Below are 16,202 nucleotides of genomic sequence, written 5' to 3'. Positions count from 1 at the left end.
TCAACCCTTCACGTACGGTATGCCGCTTGCGGCCGGTGGCCGCGACTTACCCACCAAACCGGCGACGGCGAAGATGGTCACCAGGTACGGCAGCATGGCCATGAACTGGCTCGGAACCGGAGTACCGATGATGCCCAGGATGGACTGCAGGTTGTAGGCAAAGCCGAACAGCAGCGAAGCCAGGAAGGCACCGATCGGATTCCACCGGCCAAAGATCAGCGCGGCCAGGGCGATAAAGCCACGGCCACCGGAGATGTCCTTGGTGAAGGAATCGATGGTGACCAGCGTGAACACGGCACCCCCGATACCGGCGATGGCACCGCCCAGGGTGACGTTCCAGAACCGGGTGGCGTTGACGTTGATGCCCAACGTGTCCGCCGCCTGCGGGTGTTCGCCGACGGCGCGGACGCGAAGCCCCCACCGGGTCTTGAACAGGCCGAACCAGACCACGGCCACCGCAACATACATCAGGTAGCCGGCGATGGACTGCTCAAACAGGATCGGTCCGATGATGGGGATGTCCGAAAGCAGCGGGATCGGAAGGATGTCCAGGCGGCCCGGGGTGTTGAACTGCTCCTTGTTGGGCACCATCAGGGTGCCGAAAAGGAAGCCGGTGAGCCCGGAGACCAGGACGTTCAGCACCACGCCAACAATGATCTGGTTGACCAGGTATTTGATGCTGAACACGGCCAGGACCATGGACACTGCGGCACCGGCGGCAGCGGCGGCGATCAGGCCGATGTAGGGGCTGCCGGTAATGGTTGCCACCAAGGCCGCGGTGAATGCGCCACCCAGGAGTTGGCCCTCGATGGCGATATTGACCACGCCGACCCGCTCACACAGGACGCCCGACAACGAACCGAAAACCAAGGGTACGGCCAGCGTCACCGAACCGGCGACGAGGCCGGCCAACGAGATGGACGGCTGGCGTGCACCGGCCACGATCCACACCAGCAAGGCGAACACGAACACCACGGCAAACGCAATAGGCAGCCACTTTGGTGACCGCTCACCCCGCGTCCACAAATAGATCGAGTAGGCCGCCATGGCGAGCAGGAGAATGCCCAGGACAACCCCGCCCACCTGGCCCGGGATCATCAAAGCCGGTACGACTACGGCATCCCCGGAGTCGCTGATCTTCATCTCGGCGGTCTTGTCCGGGCCCAGGAATCCGAAGAAGACCAGGGCTATCAGCGCCAGGACGCCAAGTGAGATGGGGACCTTCATGGACGGCCTGAACGCGGGCAGGGCTGTTGCTCCCGCCCTGGGAGCGGTGGTCGTAGCGCTCACTTGGCACCTCCGGTGGCGTTGGCAAGGGCAGCCTTCGGGGCCGCTTTGGGTGTCTTGGTCTTCTTCTTGGCTTCAAGCCTGAAGATGGACCGGATCAGCGGCGGCGCCGCGATGAACAGGACGATCAGCGATTGCACCACCAGCACGATGTCGATGGGTGTGCCAGTCTGGATCTGCATCTGCACGGCTCCAGCGCGGAACGCACCGAACAGCAGGCCAGCGAAGAATGTCCCCCACGGCGTGCTGCGGCCAAGCAGGGCCACGGTGATGGAATCGAAGCCGATCTGGGCTGCGACGCCCCCTGTCAGTACCTTTTCGGTACCGGCAACCTGGGCGACGCCGCCGAACGCAGCCAACGCGCCGGCCATGGCCATCACCAGGATGGTGGCGCGGGATACCCTGACGCCGGCGGTCCTTGCTGCGATGGGGTTCGCACCGACGGCACGGAATTCAAAGCCGATGGTTGACCGGTTGAGCAGCCACCACACGCCGTAGGTCAGTGCCACTGCCACGAGGAAGCCAAGGTGGAGCCTGGAGCCCGGGATGAGCACAGGGTAAGTAGCCGACTCGTCAAGTCGCGGCGAGATGGGGCTATTGTCCCCCGGACGGCGGAATGCCGCCGTGTTCAGGAGGAAGTCCAACAGGAACAACGCCACGTAGTTCAGCATGATGGTCACGATCACCTCATGCGCACCGGTCCGGGCCTTGAGGATGCCAACGATCGCACCCCACACTGCGCCGCCCAGGACACCCATGATGAGGACCACCAGCAGGTGCAGGCCGAACGGCAGGTGCCATGCGAAGCCCACGTAAGCCGCCAGGGTGGCGCTGATAATGATCTGCCCCTGGGCACCGATGTTGAACAGGCCCGCACGGAACGCCAAGGCCACGCCGAGGCCCGCACAGATCAGCGGGGTGGCAACGGTCATGGTTTCCAGGATGGGCTTGAAGCCTTCGCGAGGACTAAAAACGGAGCCTTGGAAGAGTGCGCCGTAGCTCTCGGTCATTGCAGCCCACAAGGCACTCAGGAAGTCCGTGGGCCTGGCGAAGAGGTAGCCGGCGGTCTTGGCGACCTGGCTGTCCGTGCTGGCAATCAGCAGGCCACCCAAGAAGAGCGCGACGATGACCGCCAGGACGGAGACGAAGCCGTTGCCCATGACGATGCGGCGCATGACGCTGCCCTGCTGGTGGCCCGAGTCTCCGCTCTGGGAGGACACCGGAACAATGGACGGTTCCAGCATTCCGCCGGCAGTATCAAGCGAGACGTCCGCGGCACGTACTTCCGCCGTGGATTCAGCGGGGGTCTGATCGCTCTTAGCCTGATCCTTCTCAGTCATCTGAGCCTCCTTCCGGGCCGACGCCGGCCATCATCAAGCCGAGGGTGTCCCGGGGAGTGCCCGCGGGGACAATGCCCACGAGCTTGCCCTTGTACAGCACCGCGATTCGGTCTGCGAGCTCAATGACTTCATCTAGCTCAGTGGATACGATCATCACCGGTGTTCCGACATCCCGCTCGGCAACGATGCGCTTATGCAGGAACTCGATGGAGCCCACATCCACGCCGCGGGTGGGTTGGCTTGCGATGAACAGGCGCAACGGGCGGGACAGTTCCCGCGCCATGACGACCTTCTGCTGGTTGCCACCGGACAGTGTTCCTGCAGCCGAACCGGCCGAAGGGGTCCGGATGTCGAACTCCTCGATCTTGGCTTTGGCGTGCTCTGCGACCTTGGCGGGCTTCATGCTGATGCCACTGGCGAACGGGGCCTGGTCGTAGAGGTCAAGCACCAGGTTCTCGGCCACCGAGAACGGACCTACGAGTCCGTCCACGGTGCGGTCTTCCGGGACGAAGCCGACGCCGGACCGCAGCACATCCTTGACCGGCAAGCCAAGCAACTGCTTGCCGTCCAGTGTCACGGATCCGGTCACGTGCTCCTGCACGCCCAGGATCGCTTCCGTCAGTTCGGTTTGGCCGTTGCCCTGGACGCCGGCGACGGCGAGGATCTCACCTTGGGCGATGTCGAAGCTGATGCCATCCACCACGTTGGTGCCGTTGGCTGCACGCACGGTCAGGTTCTCCACGACGAACGTGGTTTCCTTCGGCTGTGCCGGTGCTTTGTCCAGGCTCAGGCTGACAGGCCGGCCCACCATCATGGAGGCCAGCTCGGTAGCGGATGCCGTGGGAGGGGCGTCGCCCACCACTTTGCCGCGGCGGATGACGGTGATGACGTCCGAAACAGCCTTCACTTCGCGGAGCTTGTGCGAAATGAAGACAATGGACGTGCCGCCCGCTTTGAGCTGCCGCATGATGTCCAGGAGTTCATCGGTTTCCTGGGGTGTCAGCACTGCCGTGGGCTCGTCGAGGATGAGCACCTTGGCTTCGCGCACCAGTGCCTTGATGATTTCAACGCGCTGCTGGACGCCTACGGGGAGGTCCTCAACGAGGGCGTCGGGATCAACATCAAAACCGTACCTGTCGGAGATCTCCCGAATCTTCCTGCGGGTTTCGTCGATGCTCAGGACGCCGCCGAATGTTGTTGGTTCAGCCCCGAGGGCCACGTTTTCCGCGACCGTGAAGACGGGAACCAGCATGAAGTGCTGGTGCACCATGCCAATGCCCGCCGCCATGGCGTCGCCGGGGCCGCGGAAGCTGACGGGTTTGTCATCCACCAGGATGTGGCCGGCAGTGGGCTCGTAGAGCCCGTAGAGCACGTTCATGAGGGTCGATTTGCCGGCCCCGTTTTCGCCCAGGAGGCAATGGATCTGTCCGGATTCGACCACGAGGTCAATGTCTTGGTTGGCGTAGAAGGTCCCGAAGGCTTTCGAGATCCCCTTCAATTCGAGTTTCACAACTCCACCGTTCTGTGAGTCCGAGGGACTTTACTGCCCACAAGCCGTTGGCTTGGGTTCAGCCTAGTCAGGGCAAAAACGCGCCGCCAGTACCGGGGCACGGTACTGGCGGCGCGTTCAGGAATTGTTTACTTCTTGGGGCTCGCTGCCGATTCGACAACCAGCTTGCCGGATACGATGTCCGCCTTCAGGGCATCGAGTTCCTTCTTGGTGTCAGCGGAAACAGCGGAGTCGAGATCGTGGAACGGAGCAATGGCAACGCCGTCGTTCTGCAGCGTGCCAACGTAGGCCGTGTTGCTGAACTTGCCGTCCTTGTCGTCCTTCACCACGGTCTCCACAGCTTCGTCCATCTTCTTGACCACGGAGGTCAGCATGAGGTCCTTGTACTCGGGAGCCGTGAGGTAGCCATCGGAGTCAACCCAGATGAGCTTGACGTCCTTGCCGGCTGCCTTGGCTTCCTTCAGCGCAGCGCCTGCACCCTTGCCGACCGGGCCAGCAACGGGCATCACGATGTCCGCACCCTGGTCCAGCAGGTTGATGGTGACCTGCTTGCCGGTGTCCTGCTTTTCAAAGTCGCCCGTGAACGAGCCATCCTGGGTCTTCTTGTCCCAGCCGACAACCTGGACGGACTTGTTCTTTGCCTTGTTGTAGGCCTGGACGCCGTCGTAGAAGCCGTCCATGAAGATGGTGACCGTGGGGATCTTGATGCCGCCGAAGGTACCGACCTTGCCGGTCTTGGTGGTGGCCGCAGCAGCGTAGCCGGCCAGGTAGGCGGCCTGCGCGGTGTCGTAGACAACCGGCTTCACGTTGGCGATCGGAGTCTCGTACGTGTAGTCGATGATCGCGAAGTGCTTGTCGGTGTTTTTCTCTGCGGCGGCCTTGGTGGCATCGCCCAGGAGGAAGCCGACGGTGACCGTGAGGTTGCAGCCAGCGGAAATCATGCCGTTGAGGTTGGTCTCGAAGTCGCTGTTGGCCTTGGATTCGGCGGACTTCATGGTGATGCCAAGGTCCTTCTCGGACTTCTTGAGGCCTTCGAACGAGGACTGGTTGAAGGACTGGTCATCGAATCCACCGGAGTCGGACACGATGCATCCCACATAGTCGCTCTTGGTGGCCGCGCCGGATCCGGCGTCGGGAGCCTGGCCACAGCCGGTCAGCAGGAGCGCTGCTGCGCCGACGGTTGCAACACCGGCCATTGAACCGCGCTTCAGGGTGGCACGCAGTGGTTTCTTCAATTTTCCTCCAGGAAGAAAGTGATTGGCGCTACGACGGATGGTCAATGAGTGTCCGTTTCCTATACCTGAGGCAGAAATTCTGTTTTCACTGATGCTCGCAGCTGCGCCTAAGCGCATTGATGGAACCAACACTAGTGTCCTAAAACACACCCGGATAGCACATCGCGGTCCCCAAGGGCAGATTGTTGACCTTTTGTTACCAAGCAGTAGCCGGGTGCGCAAGTCACACCCGGCTACTGCTTGGTAAATCCTCGTTGCTAGAGCCGGACGAGCATCTTTCCGGTGTTTGCTCCGTCCAGCAGGTCAATGAAGGCCTGCGGTGCGTTTTCCAGGCCATCGACAATCGTCTCGTCGTAGCTGACGCTGCCATCGGCAAGCCAACCGGCCATCTTCTGCGCGAACTCAGCCGCGTGCTGGCGCTGTCCGCCCACCAGGAAACCGCGCAAGGTCAGCTGCTTGCCGATAGCGACGGCCAGGTTGCGGGGGGCAACCGGCGGCTCGGTCGAGTTGTACTGGGCGATCGCGCCGCACATGGCCACACGTCCGCCCACCGTCAGGGTGGCCAAAGCTGCCTCGAGGTGTTCGCCACCAACGTTGTCGAAGTAGACGTCGATGCCGCGCTCCCCCGCCGCCTCGCGGAGCTGGTCAAGCACCGGGGCGTCGTTGTAGTTGAACGCAGAGTCGAAGCCCAATTCCAGCAACCGGGCAACCTTCTCGGCCGACCCAGCGCTACCGATCACCTTGGACGCGCCCATGGCCTTGGCAATCTGGCCCACCATGGAACCAACAGCCCCTGCCGCGCCGGAGACGAACACGACGTCGCCTTCCTTGAACTCCGCCACCTTCAGCAGGCCGGAGTAGGCAGTCAGGCCGGTCATGCCCAATGCGCCGAGGAACGCGGAGGTGGGAGCAAGCCCACTGGGAACCGGGGTGGTCGCTGCGGCATCCACCACTGCATGTTCGCGCCATCCGAGGGAATGCACGACGACGTCCCCCACCTTGTGCGCGTCCGAACGGGACGCAATCACCTCACCCACGGCACCGCCGTCGAGCGCTGCATCGATCTGGAAAGGAGCCGAGTAGGACTTCACGTCGTTCATGCGGCCACGCATGTAGGGGTCAACGGACATGAACTGGTTCTTGACCAGGATCTGTCCTTCGCCGAGTTCAGGCAGCCCGGCCGTGGCCAGGCGGAAGTTCTCCTGTGCCGGGCGGCCTACGGGACGGGATGCCAGCTGGATTTCGCGGGTCTCTACGGGAGTGGAAACGGCGCTCATGCTGCGAACTCCACGAGCTTGAGGTCTACGGCCATGTTGCCACGGGTGGCGTTGGAGTAGGGGCACACCTGGTGCGCTTTGTGCATGAGCTGCTCGGCCGTTTCACGGTCCAGGGCGGGCAACGCGATTTCCAGTTCAGCGGCGAGGCCGAAGCCTTCACTGTCCGTCAGTGCGCCGATGTGGATCCTGGCCGCGACAGCAGAGTCCGTCAGGTCCACGCGCTCCTTGCGGCCCACCAGGCGAAGGGCAGAGTGGAAGCAGGCAGCGTAACCGGCAGCGAAGAGCTGCTCCGGGTTGGTGCCTTCGCCATTGCCGCCAAGCTCCTTGGGGCTGGCCAGGGCGACGTCCAGCTTGCCATCGTTGGTACGGGCGTTGCCGTCACGGCCTTCGCCGGAGGCCAGGGCCTCAGCAGTGTAAAGAGTCTTCATGGTGGTTCCGTTTCTCTTCGGTAATGGGTGGCTTGGGAAAATTCTCAGAGTGAGCTGTTCAAGGCCGTGGCGAGCTTGCCCAGCGTGGTGTGGAGTTGCTGGATCTCCGCGGCGGACAGTCCAGCGGCATCGGCCAATGCCTGGGGCACGGCCTGGGCGCGGGCACTGAGTTCCCTGCCGGCGTCGGTCAGCACAACGTCAACCCGGCGCTCGTCCTGCGAGGACCGCTTACGCTCCACCAGGCCCAGGCCCTCAAGGCGCTTGAGGAGCGGCGAAAGCGTGCCGGAATCGAGGCCTAGTTCGGCGCCCAGTTCGCGGACGCTGCGCGGTTCCTGCTCCCACAGCACCAGCATGACCAGATACTGCGGGTAGGTCAGGCCCAGGTCCTCCAGCACGGGGCGGTAGACCGCTGTGGCTGCTTTGGACGCCGAATACAGCGCAAAGCAGACCTGGTGGCGGAGGCGGGGTGCATCACTCATGAATAAAACGATAGTGCACAATTCAATTGTGCACAACTCAATTGGCCGGCAATAAGCCGAACAGGTTGCCGATAAGCGAGATTTTGAGGGGAAAGAACGCGCTTGACGGCTTGGTCGGGGTTAGGACTCCAGGTCGCGGATGGTCCGCAGGGCAGCGCCGGTAAGCACCCGCACCGCGTACCCAAGCGCGCGCTCATCCACGATGAAGTCCCCGCGGTGAAGGTCATACTCCTCGCCGCCAGGGGTATGCGTCCCAAGCCGCATCATGGCTCCGGGAAGATCCGCGAGGAACCACGCGAAATCTTCTCCGCCCATGGACTGCGGGGTCAGGACCACGGCGTTCTCGCCAAGTTCCGCCCGCGCGGAAGCCTCGATCAGGGCGGTCTCATGCTCGGAGTTGACCACCGGCGGCACCCCGCGGGTGTGTTCCAGGTGCACATCAACGCCGTAGGGTGCTGCCACCTGCTTGACGACGTCGTCCAGCAATTCGCCGGCACTGTGCCAGGCGTCCCGGTCCAAGCAGCGCATGGTGCCGGCCATGTAGCCCGACGCCGGGATGGCATTGGGAGCCGATCCGGCAGAAATCTGGCCCCACACCACGGAAACACCGCTGCGGACATCCACCCGGCGGGAAAGTACAGCCGGGACGTTGATGGCGATCTGCGACAAAGCGAAGACCAGGTCTTCGGTAAGGTGCGGCCGTGACGTGTGTCCGCCACGCCCGGACAGTTCAATCTTGATGGTGTCCGATGCCGACGTGATCGCACCAATGCGGGTGCCGATCTGGCCCACGTTGATCCGGGGATCACAGTGCAGGGCCAGGATACGGGGAACCCCTTCCAACACACCCTGCTCGATGCAGGACAAAGCGCCTCCGGGCATGGTTTCCTCGGCGGGCTGGAAAATGATGCGTACCGTGCCGCCCAACGGGTTGTTCTTGTGCATCCGGTGCAGCACCAGGGCAATGCCCAGCATGGTGGTGGTGTGGATGTCGTGCCCACACGCATGGGTGACGCCGTGGTTCTTCGAAGCGAACGGCAGGCCGGTCTCCTCGATGATCGGCAGGGCGTCGATGTCGCCGCGGAGTGCTGTGGCAATGGGCCCTTCGCCGACATCCACAGTGAGCCCGGTGCCCTCGAGCCGGCGTGGCTTCAGGCCCGCTGCTTCGAGGCGCTCTACGAGCTTGTCGGTCGTCCTGAACTCCTTGAAGGACAGTTCAGGGTGCGCATGGAGGTCACGCCGGAATTCAATGAGTCCGGGCAGGAATTCGTCAACCCAGGGACCGACAACAGGGGTGGGCTCGGTTTCAGTCGTGTAATTGCGCACGTCACAACTCTAGCCATGCGCGGCCTCCGAAGAACGAAAGCCACCTCTTGGTTACGCTGCGTTCAGACGCAGGGCAACCAAAGAGGTGGCTCACGGTATAAGCAGATGCGTTACAGCACGTCCGTGTCGCCGCTGGCTTTAAGGGCGTCAACGGTGCCCTTGACCAGTTGCGCGTGCTCCTTCGTGGTCACCAGCAGGGCGTCCGGGGTGTCCACGATGACCACGTCCTTGATGCCGATCAGGGCAATGACGCGCTTGGTGTCGGAAACCACCACGCCGCTGGCATTCTCCGCGAAGACGCGGGCGCCCTCGCCCAGGACGGTGACTTCGTCGACGTCGCCGGCGTTGTTCAGTCGACCGATCGCGGCGAAGTCGCCGACGTCGTCCCAACGGAAAGTGCCAGGCACGACGGCGACGTCCCCGGCTTCCGCTGCAGGCTCAGCCACGGCATAGTCGATGGCGATCTTGGGCAAGGTTGGCCAGACACGGGCCTTGACCTCGTCGCGCTGGGGCGTGTCCCACGCTTCGGCGATCTCCTGCAGGCCCGCGAAGAGCACCGGCTGGTTCGCTTCCAGGTGCTTCAGCATGAGTGCGACCGGCGCAACGAACATGCCCGCGTTCCAGACGTAGTCCCCGGCTTCGAAGTACTTGTTGGCCACCTCCTGGCTGGGCTTCTCAACAAACTCGGCCACAGCCATGGCATTCGGAGCACCCTCGACGTTCAGGGCCGCGCCTGAGCGGATATAGCCGAAGCCCGTTGACGGGTGCGTGGGCTTAATACCGATGGTGACGATCTTGCCCTTGGCAGCTGTGTGGATCGCCTCACGCACGGCCTCCTGGAAGAGGTCGTCCGGGCTGATGACCTGGTCTGCGGCGAAGGAACCCATGATGGTCTCCGGATCGCGGCGGTGCAGGATCGCGGCGGCCAGCCCGATGGCAGCGCCGGAGTCTTTGGGCTCGCTTTCGAGGACAAGCTCGTCATCCCCTACCTCAGGCAGTTGGCGGCACACGGCGGCACGGTGCGCTTCACCGGTGACCACCAGCACGCGGTCTCCGGCCAGCGGCTCGAGCCTGTCATAGGTGGCCCTCAACAACGTGCTGCCCGAACCGGTCAGGTCGTGGAGGAACTTGGGCGCAGCGGCACGCGAGAGTGGCCACAGCCGGGTCCCCACACCGCCCGCCGGAATGACCGCGTGAAAGCGGTCCAATGGCGATTCCGGGTATTTCGCGTCTTCTGTACTCACCGCAACACTTTATCCTGTGCAAGCAAGAAGCCCCGCAGAACGCCACGCATGTGGCGTTCGTCTCAGGCAGTTCCCAAAATCGCCTGAATCCGGGCAGGAAACATGGAATTAACAAGCAGAGAAGTCCGCCCTAAATTGAATATGCTGTGAGCGAAGCCTAGATTTAGGCGTGAGCTACGAGTGCTCTCGCAGCAGGCGTTCCCCCCGCATGGATCCCATGCCAGCGCCGCTGTGTTGCAGGAAGGTTTAATCAGTGCCGACAAAACCAGCTGGCACCTTGTACCGCGGCCGTGAAGGCATGTGGTCCTGGGTTGGACACCGTATTACCGGTGTAGTGATCTTTTTCTTCTTGTTGGTCCATGTGCTGGACACCTCATTGGTGCGCGTGTCCCCTGAGGCCTACACCGCCGTCATCGGCGCATACAAGAACCCCCTGATGGCCCTGGGTGAAACGGGCCTGGTCGCAGCGATCATCTTCCACGCCTTCAACGGCCTGCGTGTGATCGCCATCGATTTCTGGAAGAAGGGCGCGAAGTACCAGCGCCAGCTGCTGTGGATCGTGCTTGCGCTGTGGCTGGTCACGTTCGCAGGCTTCGCCATCCGCCACCTTTCCCTTGCGCTGGGAGGCCACTAAGCCATGACAACCATCGAATCCCCGCGCAGCGGGAAAATCGGGAGCGGCAAGATCGCGCCGAAGTACAACCGCAGCGGTTCCAGCCGCGGCAACTTCGAGATGATCGCCTGGCTCTTTATGCGCCTCTCCGGCATCGTCCTGGTGGTGCTGATCTTCGGCCACCTCTTCGTGAACCTGATGGTGGGCGAGGGCATCCACGCCATCGACTTCGGCTTCGTTGCCGGCAAGTGGGCCGATCCCTTCTGGCAGTTCTGGGACCTGGCCATGCTGTGGCTTGCCATGCTGCACGGCACCAACGGCGTCCGCACCATCATCAACGACTACGCCGAGAAGGATTCCACTCGCTTCTGGCTCAAGATGGTCCTTTATGCGGCCACCCTGGTCATCATCATCCTGGGCACTCTGGTGATCTTCACCTTCAACCCGTGCCCCGTCGTCGACGGCGTTCAGCTGCCTGGCGGATTCTGCCCGGCCCCGTAGCGGGCTGTGCCACAGCGGCGGTCCGGCCCCTCCTTGGAGTAAACCGGTTCGCCGGACGTAGCGGAGCAGCCTCCGCCGACCATCTGAATTTTGAAAGAGAGAGCATCTGGTATGCAGGTCCATAAGTACGACGTCGTCATTGTCGGTGCAGGTGGCGCCGGCATGCGCGCCGCGATCGAGTCCGGTCAGCGCGCACGCACAGCGGTACTGACCAAGCTCTACCCCACCCGTTCGCACACTGGTGCGGCACAGGGCGGTATGTGTGCAGCACTGGCCAACGTCGAAGAAGACAACTGGGAATGGCACACCTTTGACACCATCAAGGGTGGCGACTACCTGGTTGACCAGGACGCAGCCGAGGTCATGGCGAAGGAAGCCATCGACGCCGTGCTGGACCTGGAAAAGATGGGTCTGCCGTTCAACCGCACGCCTGAGGGCCGCATTGACCAGCGCCGCTTCGGTGGCCACACCCGCGACCACGGCAAGGCTCCTGTCCGCCGTGCGTGCTACGCAGCTGACCGTACCGGCCACATGATCCTGCAGACGCTGTACCAAAACTGCGTCAAGCACAACGTTGAGTTCTACAACGAGTACTACGTCCTGGACCTGCTGATCGTCGAAGAAGACGCAGTTCGCGAAGACGGTACGCCGTACAAGCAGAAGCGCGTTGCAGGCGTTGTCTCCTACGACCTCGCTTCCGGCGAACTGCACGTCTTCCAGGCCAAGTCCGTGGTGTTCGCCTCCGGCGGCGCCGGCAAGGTCTTCAAGACCACCTCCAACGCCCACACCCTCACCGGTGACGGCATGGGCATCGCGTTCCGCCGCGGTATCCCCCTGGAAGACATGGAGTTCTTCCAGTTCCACCCGACCGGCCTCGCCGGCCTGGGCATCCTCCTCACCGAGGGTGCGCGTGGTGAAGGTGCCATCCTGCGTAACTCCGAGGGTGAGCGCTTCATGGAGCGCTACGCCCCCACCATCAAGGACCTCGCACCCCGTGACATCGTGGCCCGCGCCATGGCCAACGAAGTGCGCGAAGGCCGCGGCTGTGGCCCGAACAAGGACTACGTCCTCCTGGACCTGACCCACCTTGAGCCTGCGCACATCGAGGCCAAGCTTCCGGACATCACCGAGTTCGCCCGCACCTACCTGGGTGTGGAACCGTTCACGGATCCGGTTCCCGTGTTCCCCACCGCGCACTACGCCATGGGCGGCATTCCGACGAACATCACCACCGAGGTGCTGCAGGACAACGACACGATCGTGCCGGGCCTCTACGCAGCCGGTGAAGTTGCCTGTGTTTCCGTGCACGGCTCCAACCGCCTCGGCACCAACTCGCTCCTGGACATCAACGTGTTCGGCAAGCGCGCCGGTATCGCCGCTGCGGAGTACTCCAAGACTGCTGACTTTGTTGAGCTGCCGGCTGACCCCGAAGCCATGACCCGTGGCATCCTGGACCGCCTGCTCACCGGCAACGGCACTGAGCGTGTTGCGCAGATCCGCAAGGAACTGCAGGACACCATGGACGCCAACATGCAGGTGTTCCGTACCAAGGAATCGCTGGAGCAGGTCCTGCGTGACATCGCATCCTTCGAAGAGCGGTACAAGAACGTCACGGTCCAGGACAAGGGCAAGCGCTTCAACCTGGATCTCCTGGAAGCCGTGGAGTTGGGCTTCCTCCTGGACATGGCCAAGGTCATGACCGTCGGTGCGCTGCACCGTGAAGAGTCACGCGGTGGCCACTACCGTGAGGACTTCCCGGACCGCGACGACGAAAAGTTCATGAAGCACTCCATGGCTTACCTGGACAACACCGTCACCGCCGCGTCCTCGGCGGAATCTGTTGCGGGCATCCGTCTCGAGACGAAGCCCGTCATCTTCACCCGTTACGAGCCGATGGAGCGTAAGTACTAATGACGACCGAAATGGCAGAGCCCGCTTCCAAGATCGAGCTCCCGGCAAGCGTTGCCGGCGACGGTGAAATCCCCACGTTCCACATCACGCTTCGCGTACGCCGCTACGATCCGGAAATCTCGGACGAGGCACGCTGGGACGACTACAAGCTGACCATGTACGGCACGGACCGCGTGTTGGACGCCCTGCACAAGGTCAAGTGGGAGATCGACGGAACTGTTTCCTTCCGCCGCTCTTGCGCCCACGGTGTCTGTGGTTCCGATGCCATGCGCATCAACGGCCGCAACCGCCTCGCCTGCAAGACGCTGCTGAAGGACCTGGACACGTCCAAGCCCATCACCGTCGAGCCGATCAAGGGCCTCCCCGTGGAGAAGGACCTGATCGTGGACATGGAACCCTTCTTCCAGTCCTTCCGCGAAGTCATGCCGTTCCTGATCAACAAGGGCCACGAGCCCACCAAAGAACGCCTGCAGTCCGTCGAGGACCGTGAGCGCTTTGACGACACCACCAAGTGCATCCTGTGCGCCGCCTGCACCTCGTCCTGCCCGGTCTTCTGGACCGACGGCCAGTACTTCGGTCCGGCAGCGATCGTCAACGCACACCGCTTCATCTTCGATTCCCGTGATGACGCCGGCGACATGCGCCTGGAAATCCTCAACGACAAAGAAGGTGTGTGGCGCTGCCGCACCACCTTCAACTGCTCCGAAGCATGCCCCCGTGGCATCCAGGTGACCAAGGCAATCGCCGAGGTCAAGCAGGCCATCCTGGCACGCAAGATCTAGTTAGCCGTTCCCTTAAAGAACAGCACGACGACGGCGCCGCTCACCCCACATGGTGACCGGCGCCGTCGTCGTTAATCACCGTCAGCAAACCGGTTATCGCACCACAAGGAGACCAGCGTGTCACGCTCTGAGAAGATCAGTTTCACCGGAAGCACCGGCGACACGCTGGCCGGCATCGTGGATGTCCCTGAGGGACCCGTCCGCGGTTGGGGCCTGTACTCGCACGGCCTGACCCTTGGCAAGGACAGCCCCGCCGCCTCGCGCATCTGCAAGGGCCTTGCTGAGCAGGGAATCGGGATGCTGCGCTTCGACAACCTTGGCCTGGGTGGATCCGAGGGAGAGTGGTCTGCGGGCTCGTTCAGCGTCAAGGTGGCTGACACGATCCTGGCCGCCGGGTTCATGCGCGAACAGGGCCGCTCGATTTCGTTGCTGGTAGGCCACTCCTTCGGCGGTGCCGCTGTCCTGGCCGCGGCCCGCGATATCCCCGGGCTCAACGCAGTGGTGACCGTTGGTGCCCCCTACGAGCCCAAGCACGTCGAGCACATGTTCGACGCCGAGATCGAATCGATCCTGCGCGATGGCAGTGCCGTGGTGGATCTGGGCGGACGGCCCATGGAGGTCCGCAGGCACTTCGTGGAGGACGTGGAGCGGGCCGACCTGCGCGACTGCATCCGGACCCTCCACAAGCCGCTCATGGTGATGCACTCCCCCACCGACAACACGGTGGGGATCGATAACGCCAGCGAGATTTTCCGCACCGCCCGGCACCCCCGCAGCTTCATTTCCCTGGAGGGCAGCGAACACCTGCTCACCGGGAAGGGCCAAGCAGCACGGGTTGCACGAATCATTGCCGCGTGGGCCGACCCCTACCTGGAAGTCTCCTAAAGCAACGCGGGGTCACTTGTGGCCCATGTTCCACCCCTGGACGGGCCAAAAGTGACCCCGCGTTGCTCTTGGCTACTTGCCGATGGCGGCTTTGCTTTCGCTGAGCCACTGTTCCGCAGCCTTCTCGGGAGTGAGCCGCTTGAACAGGACATCGGTGTTGATGCGGGCCGTGATCTCGGAGACCGCCGTTGAACCAGTGGGACCGATGAACGTCGGCGCGAACTCCATCTTGCCGATCTGGTCGATGTACGCTGCCTCGGTCTTGCCCTGTGGCGTCAGGAGATCCTGAATGGCGGTACGCATGCCGGCATTGCTGGGCACACCGCGGTCGCTTTGAACGATCTTAGCCGCGGCCTCGTTGTTGACCAGAAAATTGACCAGTTTGGCTGCTGCATCAGTGTGCTTGCTGCGGGCCGAGATGGTGTAGAACTGCGAGGACTGAAGCCAGATGCCGGGAGTGGGCGTCTCACCCGGCAGCTTGAGGAGTTTCAGCTCGGCACCGGAGGCTTTGCTCAGCGCAGTCAGCGAATTGCTCCAAGTGAGCATCATCCCGGCCTGCCCCATGCCCATGAGCGTCTGCTCGGTGCTGACATTGAGTTTCTCAACGGTCTCCGATGCGCTGGGGGCCGCACCGGTTTCGCTGAGTTTCAACGAATAATCGAAGTAGGCCTGAACCGTGTCCTTGTCCAAGCCAAGCTGTCCGTCCTGCGTGTAAAGCGACTTGCCGCGCTGCCGAGCGAAGGCGTCCAGTGAATCGTGGGTCAGGACGGTGGCTGTACCGTAGGTTCCCTTCGGGCTCTTATCGGTAATGTCCTTCGCGGTCTTGGCGAAATCGTCCCAGGTCCATGAGGTGTCGTCGGGAAGTTCCACGCCGGCCGCCTGGAACACGGCGGGGTTAGCCACAATTGCCAGTGCGTTCGCGCCGGTGGACACCCCGTACTGCGCGCCCTTGACCTGGCCATTCTCCAGGGCACCCGGGTCCAGTTTAGAGAGGTCCAGGGAATCCTTGACCTTGGAAAGGTCCAGCAGCGCTCCCCTGTTTGCGTATTCGGCGGGGTACGCTCCACCCATGGTAATGACGTCGGGAGCGTCGTTTGCAGCTACCTGGGTTGCGAGCTTGTCGAAGTAACCGCTGATATCGCCGTATTCGGGCTTCACCTTGATGTTGGGGTTTGCGGCCTCGAACTCCTTGATGGCTTTGCTGGTGATGTCCGCCCGGGTTGCGTTGCCCCACCAGGAGAACCTGATTTCCACTGGGCCGTTCTCCGGCTGGTTTGAGGACGGGCTGGAGCAGGCCGCAGTGAGGCCCATCAGGCCGAGAGCGGCGACGAAGGCGATGGATTTTCGGATGATACGGAGAGATTTACGCGCCATTGGGTAAGCT

At 62.7% G+C, this 16,202-nt stretch carries 15 protein-coding genes; 5 read left to right on the top strand and 10 right to left on the bottom strand.

Annotated features, from left to right (window positions below; genetic code table 11):
• The 9 genes from QRM57_RS07245 to QRM57_RS07205 all read right to left on the bottom strand — a co-directional run bounded on the left by QRM57_RS07245 (position 1) and on the right by QRM57_RS07205 (position 10,126).
• Positions 1-1,290, bottom strand: coding sequence for an ABC transporter permease (locus QRM57_RS07245; RefSeq protein ID WP_235519257.1), 1,290 nt, complete (start codon positions 1,288-1,290; stop codon positions 1-3).
• Complete coding sequence (locus QRM57_RS07240; RefSeq protein ID WP_284986097.1) at positions 1,287-2,627, bottom strand: ABC transporter permease; 1,341 nt, start codon at positions 2,625-2,627, stop codon at positions 1,287-1,289. The genes QRM57_RS07245 and QRM57_RS07240 overlap by 4 nt, the downstream gene beginning before the upstream one ends.
• Positions 2,620-4,137 carry an ABC transporter ATP-binding protein gene (locus QRM57_RS07235; protein ID WP_235519248.1) on the bottom strand — a complete coding sequence of 506 codons (1,518 nt, stop codon included), beginning with the start codon at positions 4,135-4,137 and terminating at the stop codon, positions 2,620-2,622. Before QRM57_RS07235 ends, QRM57_RS07240 begins: the two co-directional genes overlap by 8 nt.
• Positions 4,138-4,265: 128 nt before the next feature.
• On the bottom strand, positions 4,266-5,372 hold the full coding sequence (locus tag QRM57_RS07230; RefSeq protein ID WP_416404368.1) for a BMP family lipoprotein: 1,107 nt from the start codon (positions 5,370-5,372) through the stop codon (positions 4,266-4,268).
• Between the two features lie 257 nt (positions 5,373-5,629).
• The gene (locus QRM57_RS07225; protein WP_284986096.1) at positions 5,630-6,649 is read right to left on the bottom strand and encodes an NADP-dependent oxidoreductase; all 1,020 of its coding nucleotides are present in this window, start codon (positions 6,647-6,649) and stop codon (positions 5,630-5,632) included.
• A complete protein-coding gene (locus tag QRM57_RS07220) occupies positions 6,646-7,077 on the bottom strand; it encodes an organic hydroperoxide resistance protein (RefSeq protein WP_062066863.1) in 432 nt (143 codons plus the stop codon). The genes QRM57_RS07225 and QRM57_RS07220 overlap by 4 nt, the downstream gene beginning before the upstream one ends.
• A gap of 44 nt (positions 7,078-7,121) precedes the next feature.
• On the bottom strand, positions 7,122-7,556 hold the full coding sequence (locus tag QRM57_RS07215; RefSeq protein ID WP_284986095.1) for a MarR family winged helix-turn-helix transcriptional regulator: 435 nt from the start codon (positions 7,554-7,556) through the stop codon (positions 7,122-7,124).
• A gap of 120 nt (positions 7,557-7,676) precedes the next feature.
• A complete protein-coding gene (locus QRM57_RS07210) occupies positions 7,677-8,882 on the bottom strand; it encodes an amidohydrolase (RefSeq protein ID WP_235519243.1) in 1,206 nt (401 codons plus the stop codon).
• 110 nt (positions 8,883-8,992) lie between these two features.
• Positions 8,993-10,126, bottom strand: a complete 1,134-nt coding sequence (locus tag QRM57_RS07205; RefSeq protein ID WP_235519238.1) for a mannose-1-phosphate guanylyltransferase — start codon at positions 10,124-10,126, stop codon at positions 8,993-8,995.
• 253 nt (positions 10,127-10,379) lie between these two features.
• Between QRM57_RS07205 and sdhC the strand changes: the two genes are divergently transcribed.
• From sdhC to QRM57_RS07180, 5 genes are all read left to right on the top strand, one after another.
• On the top strand, positions 10,380-10,760 hold the full coding sequence (gene sdhC / locus QRM57_RS07200; protein WP_211713083.1) for a succinate dehydrogenase, cytochrome b556 subunit: 381 nt from the start codon (positions 10,380-10,382) through the stop codon (positions 10,758-10,760).
• Positions 10,761-10,763: 3 nt separating this feature from the next.
• Complete coding sequence (locus tag QRM57_RS07195; RefSeq protein ID WP_235519237.1) at positions 10,764-11,240, top strand: succinate dehydrogenase hydrophobic membrane anchor subunit; 477 nt, start codon at positions 10,764-10,766, stop codon at positions 11,238-11,240.
• A 111-nt stretch (positions 11,241-11,351) separates the two neighbouring features.
• On the top strand, positions 11,352-13,151 hold the full coding sequence (gene sdhA, locus QRM57_RS07190; protein WP_257368737.1) for a succinate dehydrogenase flavoprotein subunit: 1,800 nt from the start codon (positions 11,352-11,354) through the stop codon (positions 13,149-13,151).
• Complete coding sequence (locus QRM57_RS07185; RefSeq protein ID WP_211713080.1) at positions 13,151-13,933, top strand: succinate dehydrogenase iron-sulfur subunit; 783 nt, start codon at positions 13,151-13,153, stop codon at positions 13,931-13,933. Before sdhA ends, QRM57_RS07185 begins: the two co-directional genes overlap by 1 nt.
• Before the next feature lie 117 nt (positions 13,934-14,050).
• Positions 14,051-14,818 (top strand): alpha/beta hydrolase, encoded by a 768-nt coding sequence (locus QRM57_RS07180; protein ID WP_257368738.1) that lies wholly within the window; start codon positions 14,051-14,053, stop codon positions 14,816-14,818.
• A gap of 72 nt (positions 14,819-14,890) precedes the next feature.
• Here QRM57_RS07180 and QRM57_RS07175 read toward each other — a convergent pair whose 3' ends face one another.
• The gene (locus QRM57_RS07175; protein ID WP_284986093.1) at positions 14,891-16,192 is read right to left on the bottom strand and encodes an ABC transporter substrate-binding protein; all 1,302 of its coding nucleotides are present in this window, start codon (positions 16,190-16,192) and stop codon (positions 14,891-14,893) included.
• Positions 16,193-16,202: the final 10 nt, after the last annotated feature.

The organism is Arthrobacter sp. fls2-241-R2A-172, assembly GCF_030208885.1.
Classification (GTDB): domain Bacteria; phylum Actinomycetota; class Actinomycetes; order Actinomycetales; family Micrococcaceae; genus Arthrobacter.
Note: the sequence above shows the minus strand (reverse complement) of the source record. Positions and strands in the feature narration are given on the sequence as shown.

Excerpts from the sequence above, each read along its gene's own strand:
- QRM57_RS07240 (WP_284986097.1), bottom strand. The coding sequence starts at position 2,627 with ATGACTGAGAAGGATCAGGCTAAGAGCGATCAGACCCCCGCTGAATCC.
- QRM57_RS07225 (WP_284986096.1), bottom strand. The coding sequence starts at position 6,649 with ATGAGCGCCGTTTCCACTCCCGTAGAGACCCGCGAAATCCAGCTGGCA.
- QRM57_RS07220 (WP_062066863.1), bottom strand. The coding sequence starts at position 7,077 with ATGAAGACTCTTTACACTGCTGAGGCCCTGGCCTCCGGCGAAGGCCGT.
- QRM57_RS07215 (WP_284986095.1), bottom strand. The coding sequence starts at position 7,556 with ATGAGTGATGCACCCCGCCTCCGCCACCAGGTCTGCTTTGCGCTGTAT.
- QRM57_RS07195 (WP_235519237.1), top strand. The coding sequence starts at position 10,764 with ATGACAACCATCGAATCCCCGCGCAGCGGGAAAATCGGGAGCGGCAAG.
- sdhA (WP_257368737.1), top strand. The coding sequence starts at position 11,352 with ATGCAGGTCCATAAGTACGACGTCGTCATTGTCGGTGCAGGTGGCGCC.
- QRM57_RS07185 (WP_211713080.1), top strand. The coding sequence starts at position 13,151 with ATGACGACCGAAATGGCAGAGCCCGCTTCCAAGATCGAGCTCCCGGCA.
- QRM57_RS07175 (WP_284986093.1), bottom strand. The coding sequence starts at position 16,192 with ATGGCGCGTAAATCTCTCCGTATCATCCGAAAATCCATCGCCTTCGTC.